Here is a 17937-nt window from a genome sequence, read left to right as displayed (position 1 = left end):
GTTATTTCTCCGCTTGCAGATAGATCGTGGCCAGCGGCGGTAAGGTCAGGCGCAGGCGTTGTGCGTGCCCGTGCATGCCCATCGGCTCGGTCGCAAGGCGACCGCTGTTGCCGAGATTGCTGCCGCCGTAATGGGCACTGTCGGTGTTGAGGATTTCGCGCCAGCCGCCGGCACGCGGCACGCCGACGTGATAGTCGTGGTGCGGTTGCGGGGTGAGGTTGCTCACCGCCAGCAAGGGTGCGCCGCCATCGGGATCGTGGCGGATGAAGGCCAGCACGCTGTTGCGCGCATCGTCGGCCACGCTCCAGTCGAAGCCGTCGGCGCGATGGGTGCCGCGATACAACGCCGGCACGCGACGCAAGGCCGCGTTGAGATCGCCCACCAGTTGCTGCACGCCGCGATGCGGGGCGCCATCGAGCAGATGCCAGTCCAGCGATTGGTCGTGATTCCAGTCGTTCCACTGGCCGAATTCGGCGCCCATGAACACCAGTTTGTCGCCCGGATGCGCCCACATCAGCGCCAGATAGGCACGCAGGTTGGCAAAGCGCCGCCAGTCGTCGCCCGGCATCTGACCGAGCAGACCACCGGTGCCATGCACCACTTCGTCATGCGAGAGCGGCAGCACGAAGCGTTCGGAGAACGCGTAGACCAGTCCGAAGGTCAGCTGGCTGTGGTGCTGCGCGCGCTCGGCCGGATCGCGCTGCATGTAACTCAGCGTGTCGTGCATCCAGCCCATGTTCCATTTGTGGGTAAAGCCCAGGCCGCCTTCGCTGATCGGCGCGGTCACGCCCGGCCAGGCGGTGGATTCTTCGGCGATGGTCAGCACGCCGGGAAAGCGCGTGGCGATCTCGCTGTTGAGCTGGCGCAGGAAAGCGACGGCCTCCAGATTCTCGCGCCCGCCATGCGCGTTGGGCACCCACTCGCCTTCGGCGCGGCCATAGTCGCGGTACAGCATCGAGGCCACCGCATCCACGCGCAGACCGTCGAGGTGGTAGTGGTCGATCCACTCCAGCGCGCTGCCCAGCAGGTAGGCGGTCACTTCCGGCCGGCCGTAGTTGTAGATCAGCGTATTCCAGTCGCGATGCATGCCTTCGCGCGGGTCGGCATGTTCGTACAGGGCGGCGCCATCGAACTGCGCCAGGCCATGTGCGTCATCCGGGAAGTGCGCGCTGACCCAATCCAGGATCACGCCGATACCGGCGCGATGACAGGCATCGACGAATTGGGCAAACCCATCCGGGCTGCCATGCCGCGCGGTCGGCGCGTACAGGCCCAGCGGTTGATAGCCCCACGAGCCACCGAACGGATGCTCGGTGATCGGCAGCAGCTCGATATGGGTGAAGCCAAGCTGCTGCACATACGGAATCAGTTGTGCGGCAAGTGCCGGCCAATCCAGCGGCTGGTCATGCCCATCGCGGCGCCAGGAAGCGGCGTGCACTTCGTAGATCGACAGTGGCGCCGGCGCCGCACTCGCATCGCGCGAAGCGATCCAGGCGGCATCGGCCCACCCGAACGCCGCGGCGCCCGGTACCACCGAGGCCGTGGCAGGCGGCAATTCGCTTTGACGCGCCACCGGGTCGGCCTTGAGCAGCACGCGGCCGTCGGCGGCAGTGATGGCGTACTTGTAGCGGGTACCGGCTTCCACGCGCGGCAGGAACAGCTCCCAGAAGCCGCCGATCCGCTGGCGCATCGGATGCCGCCGCAGGTCCCAGCCGTTGAAGTCGCCGACCACTGCCACACGCTGCGCGTGCGGCGCCCATACGGCGAAGCGCACGCCCGGCACATCGTTGCAGTGCAGATGCTGCGCGCCCAAGGCGTTGCGCAGCGCCTGGCCATCGCCTGCGGCAATCTGCAGCAGCACCGACTCATCCAGCGTGGCGGCGAACGCGTAGGGATCTTCGATCTCCTGCACCACATCCGGCCAGACGATGCGCAGCCGGTAAGGGCCCTCCACCGCCAACACGCCTTCGAATACGCCCTCGATCGCGCCGGGCTGCATGCGTGCCAACAACTTGCCGCGCGGATCGATCAGCCCCATCGCCTCGGCGCCGGGCGCCAGCACGCGCACCAGGCGGCGGCCGTCGGCCTGTGTGTGCGGGCCCAGTACCGCGAAGGCATCGGCGGGCAATCCATCGGCCAGCGCCTGCACGCACCGCATGACTTCGGACGCCTCTTCCATGCTCACCGCCGCTGCTTCCGTCTCCTGCCCCTGCACGCCCAACCGTTCGCTCATGACACCGTCGCAAGCGCGGGCGCAGTGGCGGCGGTGCGTTCGTAGAGGGAGAGGTACTTCTTGCTCGCCACATCCCAACCGCTGGGGCGCAGCATCGCGGCGCGGCGCATCGCCGACAGCAGGCTGGGCAGGCGGAAGGTGCGGAAGGCGCGCTCCAGGCAGCGGCGCAAGGCCTCCACACTGGCCTGCTGGAACAGGAAGCCGGTGACGCCGTCATCCACCGTGTCGATCAGGCCGCCGGTGGCGTGCGCGATCGGCAGGCAGCCGAAGCGCTGCGCGTACATCTGGCTCAGCCCGCAGGGCTCGAAGCGCGACGGCATCAGCAGGAAGTCGGCACCGGCGAACATGCGCCGCGCCAGGCCTTCTTCAAAACCGATGAAGGCACCGACCTGGCCGGGATAACGCCGGGTCAGCTCGGCAACCTGCTGCTCGATCTCCGGCTCGCCGCCGCCGATCACTGCGATCTGGCCGCCAGCCGCCACGATCTGCGGGGCGACCTCGCAGATCAGGTCCAGGCCTTTCTGATGCACCAGCCGCGAGACCACCGCAAACAACGGGCCGGTGCTTTCACGCAGGCCGAAGGCCTTGCGCACCTGCGCGGCGTTGGCCTGACGGCCCTGCCAATGATTGACGCTGAAATGCGCATCCAGATGTGCGTCGGTACGCGGATCCCAGCTGGCGTCGATGCCGTTGACGATACCGGTGAGCGCGCCCTTGGCTGCGCGGCCGGCCAGTAGGCGATCCAGCCCGCAGCCCTGTGCCGGGCCGGTGATCTGCTGGGCATAGCTGACGCTGACCGTGTTGACGTGGTCGGCATGCACGATACCGCCGCGCAGGAACGACATCTGCCCGTAGAACTCCAGCTCGGCCACCCGCTCGGCGGGGATGCCCAGCGCGGCGGCCATCGAATACGGCACCAGGCCCTGATAGGCCAGGTTATGGATGGTCAGCAGGCACGGCGTGGTACCGCCGGACCAACGCACATAGGCTGCCGCCAACGCGCACGGCCAGTCGTTCAAGTGCAGCAGGCGCGGCTTCCAGCCCAATCCGGCATGGCCGGCGGCAATCTGCGCGGCGGCATGCGACAAGGTAGCGAAGCGGATCGCGTTGTCTTCGAACTCCGAACCACTGGTGCTCACATACGGTGAGCCGTCGCGTTCGAACAGTTCCTTGGACAACAGGATGTAGATCGGCAGGCCGTCGGACTGCACGATGCGGCCGATGTCGCAGGCCGGCAGCGCAGCATGCGCCAACACCCGGCCGACGATCTCCACCTTGCCGGCGCGTGCCAGCACCGCGCGGTAGCCGGGGATCAACACCCGCACGTCGTAACGGTGGCGCAGCGCGCGTGGCAGCGCCGCGGCCACATCGCCCAGACCGCCGGCCTTGATGAAGTCCGCCATCTCCGACACCACGAACAGCGCACCACGCGTGTCGGCCAACGAGACCGGCAGGCGCTCGTGGTGCCGGATGAAACGCCCACGTGCATCGCGCGGTCGCCCGCTCTTCTTCAGAGTAGGGATCATCGTGCTTCGCTCTAAGCGTGCGGTAGTAGCGTGCAGCGGCATCATGGCAACCATCTAAACGTCCGTCGTAAAGTGGGTGGAGACGGAAAAACAGCGAAGCGGAAACCATCGTCTGCCACTGCGGCCAGGCGACCTGCTGCGAATGAGGAGCGGGGATGACGCGCGTACTCCACGTTGTCCTTGAGGATGAATCTACACCCCGACCAAATAAAAAATGCGTGAATACGTGCTGACTTTTCTGCGACAACCGACATTCCGTTGCGCATGGTTGCGCATGCACGCAGGCATAAGCCGCACATTGCAGGGCGATGACCTCCCTCTATCGGTGCATCAGCACTGCAATGCACCGCAGGCGGGATCTGTCGGCGGCGCCCGCCGTCACTTGCATGACTTGTTCATGCGCACGTGCGCAGCACTGGTCGCGCCCCTGACCGGCCGATGCGCGCATGCTGGTCATACGTCCTCTTGTCTGGCCCGCTTAAGCCACCCGCCTGCGCGCCGATAACGAGCGATAGCACTACGACTTTGAGACCCTGGCGCATGGCAGACCAGCCTGAACTCCCAAGCCGCCCGCGTGGCGGGCTGCGCCGCCTGTTGCCCTGGGGCGGGGCGGACAGCGCGCGCCCGGCTGCGGCCTTGCCGGCCGTGCTGAGCGGCGAGCGCGGTGGGCAAGGTCTGGCGGCGCATCAATTGGTGCCGGCCAAGACCAAATCCGGCGCGCACGATCCTGCCGCCGCCACGGCCTTGCTGATCCGCCTGTTCTCGCATGCGTCGCATCCGGAGGCCTTGTTGCTTGCCTTCGCCGAAGGGATCGCCAGCCTGCACGGCGAACTCGGCGACATGGGCGTGCGCCTGAGCGCGGCTTACGCGGCCGGCGACTGGCCTGGCTACGGCCGCGGCCTGCGCCAGTTGATCGACAAGTACATCCGCACCGTCGACACCGGCGATTCGCTGGCCGAAGGCCGCACCGAGGCCGAGCAGCTGCGCGATCTGCTGCGGCATGCCTTGGGCAACGCGCTGGCCACGCTGCTGCAACGCAGCCCGGAGCTGGCCGAAGAGGCGCAGACGCTGGCCTCGGCGCTGCGCCATTGGCGCCCGGGACACGAACTGATCACGCTGGAACAACGGCTGCGCGAGCTGAGCCACCAGATCGGCCTGCGCGCCGAGGATGCCAGCGAGCAACAGAACCTGTTGCTCGGCTTATTCGATCTATTGTTAGAGAACGTCGGCGAACTGCTCGACGATCGTAGCTGGCTGCAAGGCCAGATCTCGGTGGTGCGGCAACTGATTTCCGGCCCGCTGGACGTCAATTCGATCGAACAGGTGCGCGGCACCTTGCGCGAGGTCATCTACAAGCAAGGCCTGCTCAAGCAAGGCATCGCCGACTCAAAGACGGCCATGCGCGAGATGATGGTGTCCTTCGTCGACCGGCTGGACGGCATGGCCACCAGCACCGGCGAATACCATGATCGCGTTGCCGGTTATTCGCAGGCGATCGGCGACGCACGCGGCATTCCGGACCTCAATCGCCTGTTGCAGGACCTGCTGCAGGACACCGCCGGGGTGCAGGCGCAGGCACTGGCCGCACGCGACGAACTGCTCTCGGCCCGCCGCCAGGTCGAAGATTCCGAGCAGCGCATCGCCTCGCTCGAACAGGAACTCAAGGACGTGGCCGGCCTGGTGCGCGAAGACCAGCTCACTGGCGCGCTCAACCGGCGCGGTTTCGAAGAACTGTTCCAGCGCGAAGCCGCACGCACCCAGCGCAGCGGGCAGCCGCTATGCGTGGCGATGCTGGACCTGGACGACTTCCGCCGCCTCAACGAGACCCACGGCCATGCCGGCGGCGACGCCGCGCTGCGCCACACCGTGGACGTTGCCAAGGCCGTGCTGCGCACCACCGATGCCATCGCCCGCTTCGGCGGCGAGGAATTCGTGCTGCTGTTGCCGGACTCCACCATCTTCGAAGCCAGCGCAGCGGTGATCCGCCTGCAGCGCGCGCTGGCACAACGCTCGTTGCTGCACGACGACGTGCGCGTGTTCATCAGCTTCAGCGGCGGCGTGGCACTGCGCCATCTCGACGAATCCCAGGACGATGTGATCCGCCGCGCCGACCGCGCCATGTACGACGCCAAGTCGGCCGGCAAGAACCGGGTGATCAGCGCGGATTAGCGGTACGTGCCGACAGGTGCGTCCCCGCACCGGACCCGACGCCTGCGTGGGACAGGCAGAGTCAGCCCCTTCCGTCGCCTCATTGGCTGGACAGGCGTCTTGCCGATCGCTTCAAGGGCTCTGCCAACGCAGCGTGAGATAGTCCACCACCTGCTGCGTCTGGGCCGCAGCGAGAAATCCGTGGCGAAACAACATGCAGCCGCCAACCTCAGGCAGCGATGCGTTCACGTCCAGCTGGCGGGCGATCTCGGGCACACCGCCGTCCACTGTCCAATCCGGCTCCAGTGCGTTGGCAGTGCCGACTTTGTACAACGCCATGCCGATATAGAGTTGCACGCGCCGACCGCGCACGGTGTCCGCCCACCAGCGTGCGATGGTGTCGTAGCGCACTGCCTGGCGTGCCAGCGGCCAGTAAATCTGCGGCACGATGTAGTCCACGAGTTCTTCGCGAACCCAACGGCGGGTATCGGCGTAACTGGTATCGAATGCGGGCGCACCGGCCTGTGTGTCCGAGCCCAACGGATCATCCTGGCGATTGCGCCACACCCCGGCCGGGCTGACCCCAAATGCCACCGCTGGCCTGATCGCCCGAATGGTCCTGGCCACCTCTCGCATCAATCGATAGGTGTTGTCGCGGCGCCAATCCCCTTTGTCGGCAAATCCGGCCCCGTGGGCGGCATAGGTCTGTGCATCGTCGAGGGGAGACTGCGCCGATTCGGTGTAGAAGTAGTCATCGAATTGCACCCCATCCACGCGGTAGAACGCCACCAGCTCGGCGACCACGCCACAGATCCAGCGACGCACGGCCGGAATGCCGGGATCGAGCACCAGCCGATTGGCCGCCACGCCCACCCAGTCGGGGTGGCGCAGATACACGCTCTGCGGCGAATCGGTCGACGCAGTGGCAAACGCATCCAGCGTAGCCTGGTCCAGGCCGGTCGAAACACGATAGGGATTGAGCCAGGCATGCACCTGGATGCCCCGCGCATGCGCATGCCGCAGCAAGAATGCCAGCGGGTCGAAACCCGGGTCCTTGCCTAGAACGCCGGTCATGACCGGCGACCATGGCAGGATGCGCGAGCGGTACAGCGCATCGGCACAGGGCTTGACCTGAAAGACCAGGGTATTCAGATGCAGCGCCTGGGCCTGATCGACGATTGCCAGCAATTCCCGCTGCTGTACCGCGATACGTTCGGCAGGGTCGACGATCCGTGCGGACGCAGCGCTTGGCCAATCGAGATTGAACACGCTGGTGATCCAGGTCGCGCGCATCTGAGCGCTCGCCGGCGTGGCTGCGCTGGCTGGAACCCCCACGATGGCCGCGGCCATTGCTGCCGAGCCCAAACCGAGAAAGCGCCGCCGACCAATGCCGGGGGAGCCACCGACCGGTACCGCATCCCGATCCGCTGCAGACATTGCCTGGCGCGCTTGATCCGGCTGCTCCACGGCAAGCCGCACCGCACGCGTGTTGTCTTGTTCCTCAGCCGTTTTCTTCACGCATCCCTCCTGCATCGCGCTGCTGCAGTGTGGCCCGGTCTCTACGCCAGGCTGCCGTCATGCAGCACATTCCGATACCACCCACGCGGCACACCCTAGCAATGACGACCGCCGGAAGACGCGCGCAACATCGGAATCACGAACCTCGCTTCGTCAGGTACGCAGCCGCCGTGACGCAATGCCCGAAACGGCGGCGCCATCGTGCAGATGGGCACTCGCAAACGGCCGGCAGTCACTGGCGGATCGTTGGCAGCCGCCGTCATCGCCCTTGCGCTCGACCGACGCCAGCCAACGATGCCAAACCGGCGCCGAGTTGCCTCCCAACCCGGCGGCCGTGACGCGGCGTCAATGCGCCGGTTTTTTCCCGCGCAGCTTCTGGAACAGCATCACCGCGCCCAGCACAATGGCACCGGCGACCACGCCAACCAGCATGTTGCCCAGTGCATCGACCAACCACCCCATGCCGGCAGCCGACTTGGTCAGGTCCTGCACGACGTGGTGCAGCGCCGGGATGTTGTGCACCAGGATGCCGCCGCCGACCAGGAACATCGCCAGCGTGCCGGCCACCGACAGGAACTTCATCAGCCACGGTGCGGCCACCAGAATGCCGCGACCCAACGCCGCCAACGCCGCGCCCTTGTTGGTCAGATACAACCCCAGGTCGTCCAGCTTCACGATCGCCGCGACCAGGCCGTAGACACCAACGGTCATCGCCAGCGCGATCGCCACCAGCACCGCGACCTGCTGGCCGAACGACACCCCAGCCACCACGCCCAGCGACAGCACGATGATCTCCGCCGAGAGGATGAAGTCGGTGCGGATCGCGCCCTTGACCTTGTCCTTCTCCAGCGCCACCACGTCCACGCTCTGGTCGGCCAGCGCGCGGGTGCGTTCGGCATGCCGCTGCGCTTCTTCTTCCTCGTTGTGCAGGAACTTGTGCGCCAGCTTCTCCACACCCTCGAAACACAGGTAGGCGCCGCCGATCATCATCAGTGGCATCACCAGCGGCACGTTGTAGCCGCGCCCGCGCAGCCAGGCTTCCAGCGCGCTGATCGCCAGCGCCGCCGGCACCAGGATCACCTTGTTGACCAGCGAGCCCTTGGCCACCGCCCACACCACCGGCAATTCGCGGTCGGCGGTCACGCCGGTCACCTGCTGCGCGTTGAGCGCCAGATCGTCGCCGAGCACGCCGGCGGTCTTCTTGGCCGCGACCTTGGTCAGGATGGAAACGTCGTCCAGCAGGGTGGCGATGTCGTCGAGCAGGGTGAACAGGCTGGCACCGGCCATGCGGGGGTCCTTCGTGGGTGGCGCTGGATTCTCGCCGATCCAGCGCCCGCATTGGGTGATGGGGTGCATCGGATTCACCACGTCACCACCCAGCGCTGGCCACACTCAGCGATTGCACGAGTGCCGGAGATGGCCTTGAGTCCGAACGATCCTTCCCGCACGCCGGCCCAGGCCGCGATCCCGGCCGATAACGCCGTGGTGGGCGGCATGAGCCGGCGTACCCAGATCCTGCGCCTGTTGCTGCGCTATCGCGGCTCGGGCGTGTTTGCCGGCATGAACCTGGACCCGGCGGCGATCAACGAGTACGAAGTGCCTGCCGAAGGCACCCCGGACCAATTCGTCTCCGATCTGGAGGCACTCGGCCCCACCTTCGTCAAACTGGGCCAGATGCTGTCCACGCGCCCGGACATCGTGCCGCCGGAATTTGCCACCGCGCTGGAGCGCATGCAGGAAAACACCAATTCGGTGCCGGTGGAGCGCATCCGCCAGATCATCGAAGAAGAACTCGGCGTCTCGGTCAACAAGGCTTTCTCGTTTTTCGATCCGGTGCCGCTGGGCTGCGCCTCGCTGGCGCAGGTGCATCGCGCCGCCTTGCGCGACGGCACACCGGTGGCGATCAAGGTGCAAAAGCCCGAAGTGGCCGCGCAGGTGCGCTCGGACCTGGACGTGCTCAAGAGCTTTGCCACCGCCGCCGACCGGCTGACCGGCATCGGCCGCCGCGTGCGCTTTGCCGACTGGCTGGGCGAATTCGGCAAGACCCTGCGCGCCGAACTCAATTACGAGGACGAAGCCGAAACGCTGGTGCGCTTCGGCAAGCACCTCAAGCCGTTTCCGATGCTGTGGATCCCGCAACCGATCTGGGACCTGAGCAGCCGCAAGGTGCTCACCATGCAGCTGGCCGAAGGCGTGCGCGTGGACAAGATCTCCGGCCTGCGTCGCACCGAACAGCCGATGGACACCCTGGCCGCGGAGCTGGTCAAGGGCTATCTGGACCAGATGTTCGTGCATGGCGAAATCCATGCCGACCCGCATCCGGGCAACCTGCGCGTGCTGCAGGACGGGCGCCTGGCGATCTTCGACCTGGGCATGGTCGCGCACGTGCCACCGCGCCTGCGCGAGCGCTTGCTCAAGCTGCTGTTCGCCGCCGTCGATGGCCGCGGCGAAGAGGTCGCCGAAGAGACCATCGCGCTGAGCACGCGGCTGGAGGATTACGACGAAGACCGCTACCAGCGCGAGACCGGGCAGATGATCGCCCGCTACGCCGCCCACGACACCACCTCCGAAGGCCGCGTGGTGCTGGATCTGGTGCGCATCGCCACCGCCAACGGCCTGCGCACGCCGCCGGAGTTGAGCCTGCTCGGCAAGACGCTATTGAATCTGGAAGGCGTGTGCCGCGCGTTGTCGCCCACCCTGGATACGCGCCGCATCGTCGAGCGCCATCTGCAGCACGTGATGCGTGCGCGCCTGAAAAAATCCCTGTCCGCCGCCAACCTGGCCAGCGAGGCGATGGAACTGCAGCATCTGGTGCGCGAAGGGCCGCGGCGCATGTCCGAGATTCTCTCGCTGGCCGCAGAAAACCGCCTGCAGATGCGCGTCACCGGGCTGGAAGAATCGCATCTGATGGAAAGCCTGCAGAAGATCGCCAACCGGGTGGCGGCAGGCATCGTGACGGCGGCGCTGATCATGGCCTCGGCGCAGATGATGCGCATCGAAACCGGGCTGAAATTGTGGGGTTACCCGGCGATTGCGATGGTGCTGTTTCTGCTCGGGGTCTTCCTGGGTCTGGGTATCGTGCTCAGTGCATTGTTCTTCGACCGCCGCGTGCGTGCACGCGAGGAACGCGGGCACCGATAGCGCCACGCACAAACCACACACATGCGTAGGAGCGCACCCGGGCGCGACATGGCTCCGCCCGGCGTCGCTTGCCAAGACCGCCGCGTCCAGCGGTGGAGCGATGTGGCGCTATCGAGACGTCGCCTATGTGCGAGAAGCACGCCAGGTGCGGAATGCAGAGACCGCGAATCTCCAGCGAGCGCCACCGCGACCAGGTGATCGTCAGCGCGCACGCTGCGCCGCGTTGCGGCAGGCGCTCGACTCCAGCAAACATTTCAGTCAGCTTCAGCGCGGCATAGTCCGTCATCCGGGTGTCACATTGCAGGTGGCGCACAGGACAGGCGAGCAAGGCGTCCGGTACGCGCTCGCATCATCCCCCCACGGACGCTGCCGCATGCATTGGATGTTGTTGTTCTCGTTGTTGCTGTTGCTTTGGTTGTTGGTCGCCTCGCCGCGTCTGGCGTGGTTGAAGGCTGGCCTACTGTCGTTGCTGTTGCTGCTGCTTAGCGCCTGGGGCCTGGTCGACCGGCTCAGTGGCGATGGCATCAACGCCGCAACGCTGTACCACTTGCGCGCCGATATGGACGGCGCCGGGGTCAGCGATTTTTCCGGCTATATCGCCGTGTTCATCGGCATGGTGCTGCTGTCGCTCAGCCCGCTGGTGCTGCTCAAGGTGCGGCGTTTCCGTCGCCCGCGCGGTGGTGGTGCGGTGTTCTCTGCGTTCGTGACGATGTTGCTGGTCAGCATCGCGGTCAGCCCGCTGTATCGCGATGGCAAACGCCTGTACTACCAGTTGCGCACGGTGGATTACGCCACCGTGGTGCCGGAATATCTGGTCCCGCAGCAGCCGTTGCAGAAGCGCAAGAACATCGTGTGGATCTACGGCGAAAGCCTGGAACGCACCTACTTCGATGAAGACGTGTTTCCCGGCCTGATGCCGAACCTGCGCGCGCTGGCCACCGAGGCGGTGGACGTGCGCAACCTCACCTCCACCGAAGGCAGCGGCTGGACCATTGCCGGCATGGTCGCCTCGATGTGCGGCGTGCCGCTGACCACCGCGCCCGGCGATGAAAACAGCATGGGCCGCATGGGCCTGTTTCTGCCCGAGGCGCGCTGCCTGGGCGACTATCTCAAGGATCAGGGCTACCGCAATCACTATGTCGGCGGCGCCGATGCCAGCTTTGCCGGCAAGGGCAGTTTTCTGTCTAGCCATGGCTTCGATGTGGTGCACGATGTGAGCTACTTCCACGACAAGGGCGTGGCGCCGAAACACTTTTCCGCCTGGGGCGTGCACGACGATGTGCTGCTGGACGATGCCTGGGACAGCTTCCAGACGCTGTCGCGCGCCGGTCAGCCGTTCATGCTCACCACGCTGACCATGGACACCCACCATCCTGCCGGGCACTTGCCACTGGCATGCAAGGGCCAGCACTACGACAGCGCGCTGGGCGACATCGGTTTGTTGCATGCGATCAAGTGCAGCGATCGGTTGATCGGTGAGCTGGTCGCGCGCATTCGCAACAGCCGCTACGGCAAGAACACCATCATCGTGATCGCCTCCGATCACCTGGCGATGCCCAACGATCTCAGCGATGTACTCGCCAAGCAGAAGCGCGAAAACCTGCTGCTGTTCCTGGGCAAGGACATCGCGCCGCAGCAAGTGGTCACGCGCACCGGCAGCACACTGGATTCAGGCGCAACGCTGCTGCAATTGCTGGAACCGGGCATGCGCACGCTGGGCTTCGGCCGTTCGCTGCTGGCCAGCGATGCCCCACCCAGCGCCAGCGCGGCGGCCAGTCGCGACAGCGGCAAGGACTACCCGCGTTATCTGGCCTACGCACGCACGCTATGGACCGGGCGCAGCACACGCATGCTGCGCATCAACGGCAATGGCGATGTGGTGGTGGGCGTGCAGCAGGTACGCCCGCCGGTGCTGCTGGAATACGACGAGGACACCAATCTGAAAACGGTGTATCTGGAAAACACTTCGCGCCAGTTCGATCGCACCCATACCGAAGGCACGCTGGCGTATGTGGACCGCTGCACGGCATTCGAAGACGGCTCAGCCGATGGCAATTGGTGCGCGCTGGTGGTCGATCGCCAGCAGAGCATGAAGCTGTATCGGGACCCGGACCTGACCCGTGGCATTGCTGTCGATGCGCCATTGGATGCCAGCCAGCAAGGTCCGCGCCCACGCGTGCGTCAGCCGATCATGCTCACCCAGACTGCGCGCAAGACCGAGGCCGGCCGCTACATGCTGGAGCTGTACGCTAAACGCCGGCCCACGCGTGCATTCTGGGTGGAAGCGGTGTCATCCGAGCGCAAGGTGGTGCTGGCCCAGCAATGGGTGGTGCCCGATGCGGCGGGACGCATCCGCATGCCGGTAGGCCTGGAACATGCGGTGGAGGACCTGGAAATCCGCGCCTGGCTGGATTACACCGAAGACGTCAGCGTGGACGATCTGGCACTGGTCAAGGAAACGCCTGTCGCAGACCGCTCCTGAGTTGCGGCGCTGTACGGGCATCAGGCGTGCGCCGCTGTTGCTCGGTGCGGCTGCTCAGCGCTGGTTGCTCGGTGCGGCATGTACCACGCGTACATGCCGGTTCTGAGCGTACCGTCCACACTGGTTTTGCCAATTGCGCGCGACGTTTTTTGTCGGCCACTTCAAGACCATGAGATCTCGGTCGCCTTGAAACGATTGGACAACATGATTGGACGGTGCTGATAGATCAGCTATGGAGCGGATGATCTTTGGCTTGGCTGCAGGGCCCTTGCCCGCCCACCATCGCGGGACACGCCGCAAGTACGTCCGTGTAGGCTCTTACGCGGCATCCATGCCGCGTAAGGTCCCGCGACGGTGAGCGGGCAAGGACCAGTCGAGAGTGTCGGTGTGCATGGTGCAAGCAATGCACGATGCATGTTGTTCGGACAACGGCGCGTTCGGTCAACGTTCCAATACAGGTCGAGCAACCAACAAGCTGTTAAGAAAGCAGCCGACCAACTTTCTGGTGCGGTGCCCTTACCGATTGCGGGACCGTATGGCGGCATGGATGCCGCCACCGAGCCTACATGGACGTACTTGCGGCGTGTCCCGCGAGCGGTGAGGGCACCGCACCCTCGACTCGACTCGACTAACCAGGCTTTTTGACCTGATCGTTTGACTGTATCCAAACAACGCGAAGAATCGACATCCCGGTTATTTTGGAGCAGTTCGACAGTGCGGATAGATCAGTCGTACAGCAGCTGATCTAAGGCGTGGCTGCAGCGCCCATGCCCGCGCAATGCGTGCACGCGCCAGCTCAGTCTTCCGATGCAGGCGTGCCATCGCCTGCATCGCGCGCCACCGCCGCGCCCGCACGGCTGAAACGAATTTCCTGCGGCGATTGCAGCGCAATGCCCACCGTTTCCATCCGCTGCAGCAGCGCAAAGAACAACTCGCTGCGCACGCCATATGCATCGCGCGGGCTGCGGACATAGGCGAACGAATTGAAGTTGACGTGGCCGCCGGCCAGCGAATCGATGAACACCGCCGGCGCCGGCTCGGCCAGCACCTTGGTGTGCTCGGCGAACAGTTCCAGCAACATGTCGCGCACCTTGCCCACTTCGGCTTCCAGCGGCACCGAGAACTGCAGCTGCACCCGGCCCATCGGGTTGGACAGCGTCATGTTGCGCACGCTTTTGGTGATCAATTCCGAGTTGGGCACGATCAGGGTGGAGCGGTCGCCTACTTGAATTTCGGTGGCGCGCACGCTGATCTTGCGCACATCGCCCTCCTGGTCACCAATGCGCACCCAATCGCCGATCTTTACCGGCCGCTCGGCCAGCAGGATCAGGCCGGACACGAAGTTCTGCGTGATCGCCTGCAGACCGAAACCGATACCCACCGACAATGCGCTCAACACCAGCGCCAGCCGCTTCAGATCCAGCCCCAGCGCGGTCAGGCCCCAGATCGCCACGATCAGCCAACCCAGATAGCGCGCCACCGTACTGATGGAGTTGCGCGCACCGTCATCGAGCTCGGTCTTGGGCAAATAGGTGTTGAGCAGCCACTGCTGCACCACGTGCACCAGCCCCATGCCGAGCAGGAACACACACAGCGCCCTGAACACATCGCTGGGGGTGATCACCAGTTCCTTGCCAATGGGGATGCCGTGGGTAATGTTCTCCGCCCAGCCGGTCACCACATTGATGTTGGCTCCATAAGGCGTCAGTAGCACTGCGATGCCCAACAGCACCAGCAGCACCCGCGTCGCTGCGGACAGCAGCAGCCCCAGCTGGACCAGGCGTCCGCTCCCGATGCTCAGCGCATGCGACAGCGCGCGGCTGAAACGGCCGTCCGGATTGAACATCCAGCTCATCAGATCGTCGGCAAACACCACCAGCAAACCGAGCAGGCTGCAGATCAGAGTGATCCAGATGATCTGCCGCTCCACGAACAACGCCAGATTGAGGTAGCCGAACAAGGCCGATATCAAGGCGAAGATCACCGCCAGATGGCCCAGCAGCCGAATCAGCACGATGAAGCCGCCGCCCCGCGACACCACCGGCGTTGGCGCATCGCTGTCGGGATCAACCGCGCCCGCAGTCGCCGCCTGCGCCCGCAACGACAGGCTCAGGCCGGCCAGCGCCGACAGGATCAACCCCGCATACAACAACGCGGCGACCGCATCGGTGGCGGTCGTCAGCGCAGGGCTGCTGCCTGCGGCTTCACTGATCTTTGCGGCCATGCCGCTGAGCCAGATGACCGCGGCGGTAGCCAGGCAATGCACGCGCAGGCGATCGACGGTGGCATCGTCCAGCGGAAACAAGCGCCAGCTGGGTTGGTGCTTCATCAACAGACTTGCACTGAGCGAACCGACGAAGGCGGCCACCAGACTGACGGCGACAAACCCGGTCAGCAGTTGATCCAGATCGTCCGGCAGCTCGCCAAGCGCGCTGATGCCTTCAACCAGCACGAACGCCGCAATTCCAAGGCTCAGTGTACCGACCAGCAAGAACCACAGTGCCAGCCCGGAGCGTCGCAGGCGTCCGCCGGGCGCACGCGAGGCTGCGTAACGGCGCCCCAGGTGGCGCAGGAATATCCGCATCGGGAGTGCCAGCAGCAACGTGATCACGGCGGCGGTGATCAGCCCGCCCACGCCGTTGGCTGCAGTTCCCGCCTGCACCATCTGCACCGTCTTGGCGGAAAGCGCCTGCAGACGGGCACGATCGTCGGGCCATTGCTGTGCGATCTGGTTCCACAATGTCGGCGACAGCGGCGAGGCCACACGCGTGGAGAGCTGCACGCTGAAGCGTTGCACCCGTTCGCGTTCAAGCCGATCGGCCAGGTCCTTGGCATTGGAGACCAGCAGCGTGGCGCGCTTGAACTCGGCATCCAGCCGATCGCGCTGCTTGGTCAGCGACTGGCGCTGCTCGCGCAAGTCGTTCGGTTCGTTCTTTTGAGCGACGCCCAGCCCCTCCAGCCGCACGTTGAGCTCCTTCAGCGGCGGCTCCAGCGTGCGGACCAGATCCTGCGCCTGCCGCTGCGCGCCGGTGACGTCGTCGGTCAGCTTGCCGAGCTGGTCCTTATCGGCCTTGTCCATGCCGGTGTCGGCCTGGCTCAGCACCTTCTGCATGCTGTCCAGCTGGGTCTGCGCGTTCTCCAGCAGCGTGTCGTCGTCCTGCGCCACTGCGGCGCCCACGCACACCATCCATAACGCAGCCAGCAACAGCACACGCCGCAACACGCCGCGATGGGCACCCAGAGCAAATCGGAATTCAGACACAGGCAGGCATTGGACAAGCGCGGACTACCGCAGTGACGGCATCTTAATCCACTGCTTCGGGTACAGCCGATCGCTGCTGCCGTGAGGATTCAGTCTGGCAGAGCTCGCCAGTGTGGACTGGCACTCCGCGATTGGCGGTTCGTGCGCGATAGCCGCGGCACAGCTGGCAGCCGCAGGGGGGATGGACGCCCCACCCATCCCGACCTGCGCATGAACGCGGTGCAGCTTGTCACCTCGCCGCAACGGTGCGCTGTCGCAGAATCGAGTCACCGCTACGGCAGACGCAGCGGATGACCGCGAAGGAGACACTCTATGCAGATTCAGATCCAGACCGACAAGCACGTGCCGCATGACCCCTCTGTCGTGCAGCATGTCGAGAAGACCTGCTCCGCCCAGCTGGCGCATTTCGCCAACGACATCACCCGCGTCGAAGTGCATTTGCGCGATGAAAACGGTCAACGCGGCGGCGCGGCGGATCGAACCTGCAGCATCGAGGCACACGTCGCCGGCCTGCCGCCGATCGCGGCCACCAATAGCGCCGAAACCACCGCTTCCGCCGTCACCGGCGCCGCGCGCAAGCTGCGCACCGCCATCGAACATGCGCGTGGCAAGCAGCACGCCAAGGCGACCGCGCCGCCGCCGGACATGCTCTGATCAGAGCATCCGAGCTACGGCAGGGCCGCATTGCGCCCCTGCCGTGCCAAACCGAAAAAAACATCGGCCCGCTGCGGTGACACTGCAGCGGGCCGCTTTGCTAAGCGAGGTGGAGGCACCAGCCACTGCGTGCTGGCGCTTGGACGCCGTTGTTTGCGGCACTACTTGCTGCAACCATGCGTGATGGCCTGCGCTTGCGCAACAACGCGGCATCAACGTTTTGCCGGCTGCCATCCGGCCTCCAAGGCTTCTCTGGAACTGCAGAACATCCGCTCGCCGCGGGCGGTCGCAATGGAGGTGCGTTCGTAGTCGCGCTGACCGGGCATGTGGAAAATCTTTTTTCCCTTGCCAGAGATATTCCCTTTGATCTTGCAACCCGCGATGACAACAGTCGATGCGTGGGATGACGCCTTCACCGATGACGCGCGTTTGGCGCGTCGGAAGTCCGATGGCATCTGGAAGGATCCGCTCCAGATGTTGCGCTCCTGCTGCTGGGCAACGCGTTCGTCTGCAACGAAGGAAGTGGCGTATTGGCGATACGCCACTGCCCAACCCGAGCGAACCATCCAGCCGTTGAGGGACTGTCCCTGGACGAAGCACTCCGCAACGACCCTTCCATAGCGATCCATGTCATGCGGTTCACAACGCACGGTTTTGTCCAGCAGATGGCTGTCCAGCGCTGCGGCTGAGCGTCGGCCACACGGCCAGGCGCGCCCGTCCTTGGCTGTGCACTGCTGTGCGCTTTCCGGGGCATCGATGCCCCAAAGACGGATGCGCTTTTGAGCGACGGTGATGGTGTCTCCGTCGGTCACCGTCGCGCGGCCGCTGAGCTCTTGTGCCAAGACGGATGAAGCAATCAACGCAAGCGAAAAAAACAACGCACATCTGAACAACATCAACAGCAACTTCCTTCAAGAAATCGGCAACGCGCAGTCCTTTCTGCTCGCCTTGTTGGCAACGTTTCAGCCGGTTG

General features: G+C 65.2%; 10 protein-coding genes. 4 read left to right on the top strand and 6 right to left on the bottom strand.

Annotated features, from left to right (window positions below; all coding sequences use genetic code 11):
* Window position 1: 1 nt before the first annotated feature.
* Complete coding sequence (locus tag XcyCFBP4188_RS12095) at window positions 2–2233, bottom strand: 1,4-alpha-glucan branching enzyme (protein WP_104592200.1); 2232 nt, start codon at window positions 2231–2233, stop codon at window positions 2–4.
* On the bottom strand, window positions 2230–3813 hold the full coding sequence (gene glgA, locus XcyCFBP4188_RS12090) for a glycogen synthase GlgA (protein ID WP_167393538.1): 1584 nt from the start codon (window positions 3811–3813) through the stop codon (window positions 2230–2232). Before glgA ends, XcyCFBP4188_RS12095 begins: the two co-directional genes overlap by 4 nt.
* A gap of 486 nt (window positions 3814–4299) precedes the next feature.
* Here glgA and XcyCFBP4188_RS12085 point away from each other — a divergent pair, with 486 nt between their 5' ends.
* Window positions 4300–5928, top strand: coding sequence for a GGDEF domain-containing protein (locus XcyCFBP4188_RS12085; protein WP_104592199.1), 1629 nt, complete (start codon window positions 4300–4302; stop codon window positions 5926–5928).
* Between the two features lie 111 nt (window positions 5929–6039).
* Here XcyCFBP4188_RS12085 and XcyCFBP4188_RS12080 read toward each other — a convergent pair whose 3' ends face one another.
* Together XcyCFBP4188_RS12080 and XcyCFBP4188_RS12075 are read right to left on the bottom strand one after the other, a co-directional pair.
* Window positions 6040–7344, bottom strand: a complete 1305-nt coding sequence (locus XcyCFBP4188_RS12080) for a glycoside hydrolase family 10-like protein (protein WP_043908009.1) — start codon at window positions 7342–7344, stop codon at window positions 6040–6042.
* A 426-nt stretch (window positions 7345–7770) separates the two neighbouring features.
* On the bottom strand, window positions 7771–8712 hold the full coding sequence (locus XcyCFBP4188_RS12075) for a DUF808 domain-containing protein (protein ID WP_043907935.1): 942 nt from the start codon (window positions 8710–8712) through the stop codon (window positions 7771–7773).
* 129 nt (window positions 8713–8841) lie between these two features.
* On the opposite strand from XcyCFBP4188_RS12075, the gene XcyCFBP4188_RS12070 reads away from it, so the two are divergent.
* Window positions 8842–10566, top strand: a complete 1725-nt coding sequence (locus XcyCFBP4188_RS12070; protein WP_023902319.1) for an ABC1 kinase family protein — start codon at window positions 8842–8844, stop codon at window positions 10564–10566.
* A 373-nt stretch (window positions 10567–10939) separates the two neighbouring features.
* Window positions 10940–13048, top strand: a complete 2109-nt coding sequence (locus XcyCFBP4188_RS12060) for a phosphoglycerol transferase I (RefSeq protein ID WP_104592197.1) — start codon at window positions 10940–10942, stop codon at window positions 13046–13048.
* 796 nt (window positions 13049–13844) lie between these two features.
* Here the strand turns inward: XcyCFBP4188_RS12060 and XcyCFBP4188_RS12050 are convergent.
* Window positions 13845–16268, bottom strand: a complete 2424-nt coding sequence (locus XcyCFBP4188_RS12050; protein ID WP_043909374.1) for a DUF3772 domain-containing protein — start codon at window positions 16266–16268, stop codon at window positions 13845–13847.
* Between the two features lie 354 nt (window positions 16269–16622).
* Between XcyCFBP4188_RS12050 and XcyCFBP4188_RS12045 the strand changes: the two genes are divergently transcribed.
* Window positions 16623–16964: an HPF/RaiA family ribosome-associated protein gene (locus XcyCFBP4188_RS12045; protein WP_006451224.1), complete on the top strand. Its 342-nt coding sequence runs from the start codon at window positions 16623–16625 to the stop codon at window positions 16962–16964.
* Between the two features lie 212 nt (window positions 16965–17176).
* On the opposite strand, the gene XcyCFBP4188_RS12040 is transcribed toward XcyCFBP4188_RS12045, so the two are convergent.
* The gene (locus tag XcyCFBP4188_RS12040; RefSeq protein ID WP_104592195.1) at window positions 17177–17860 is read right to left on the bottom strand and encodes a thermonuclease family protein; all 684 of its coding nucleotides are present in this window, start codon (window positions 17858–17860) and stop codon (window positions 17177–17179) included.
* Between the last annotated feature and the right edge of the window lie 77 nt (window positions 17861–17937).

This window comes from Xanthomonas hortorum pv. cynarae (assembly GCF_002939985.1).
Taxonomy (GTDB): Bacteria; Pseudomonadota; Gammaproteobacteria; order Xanthomonadales; family Xanthomonadaceae; genus Xanthomonas; species Xanthomonas hortorum_D.
The sequence above is the reverse complement of the archived record's forward strand: the minus strand, read 5'-3'. Positions and strand labels throughout refer to the sequence as shown.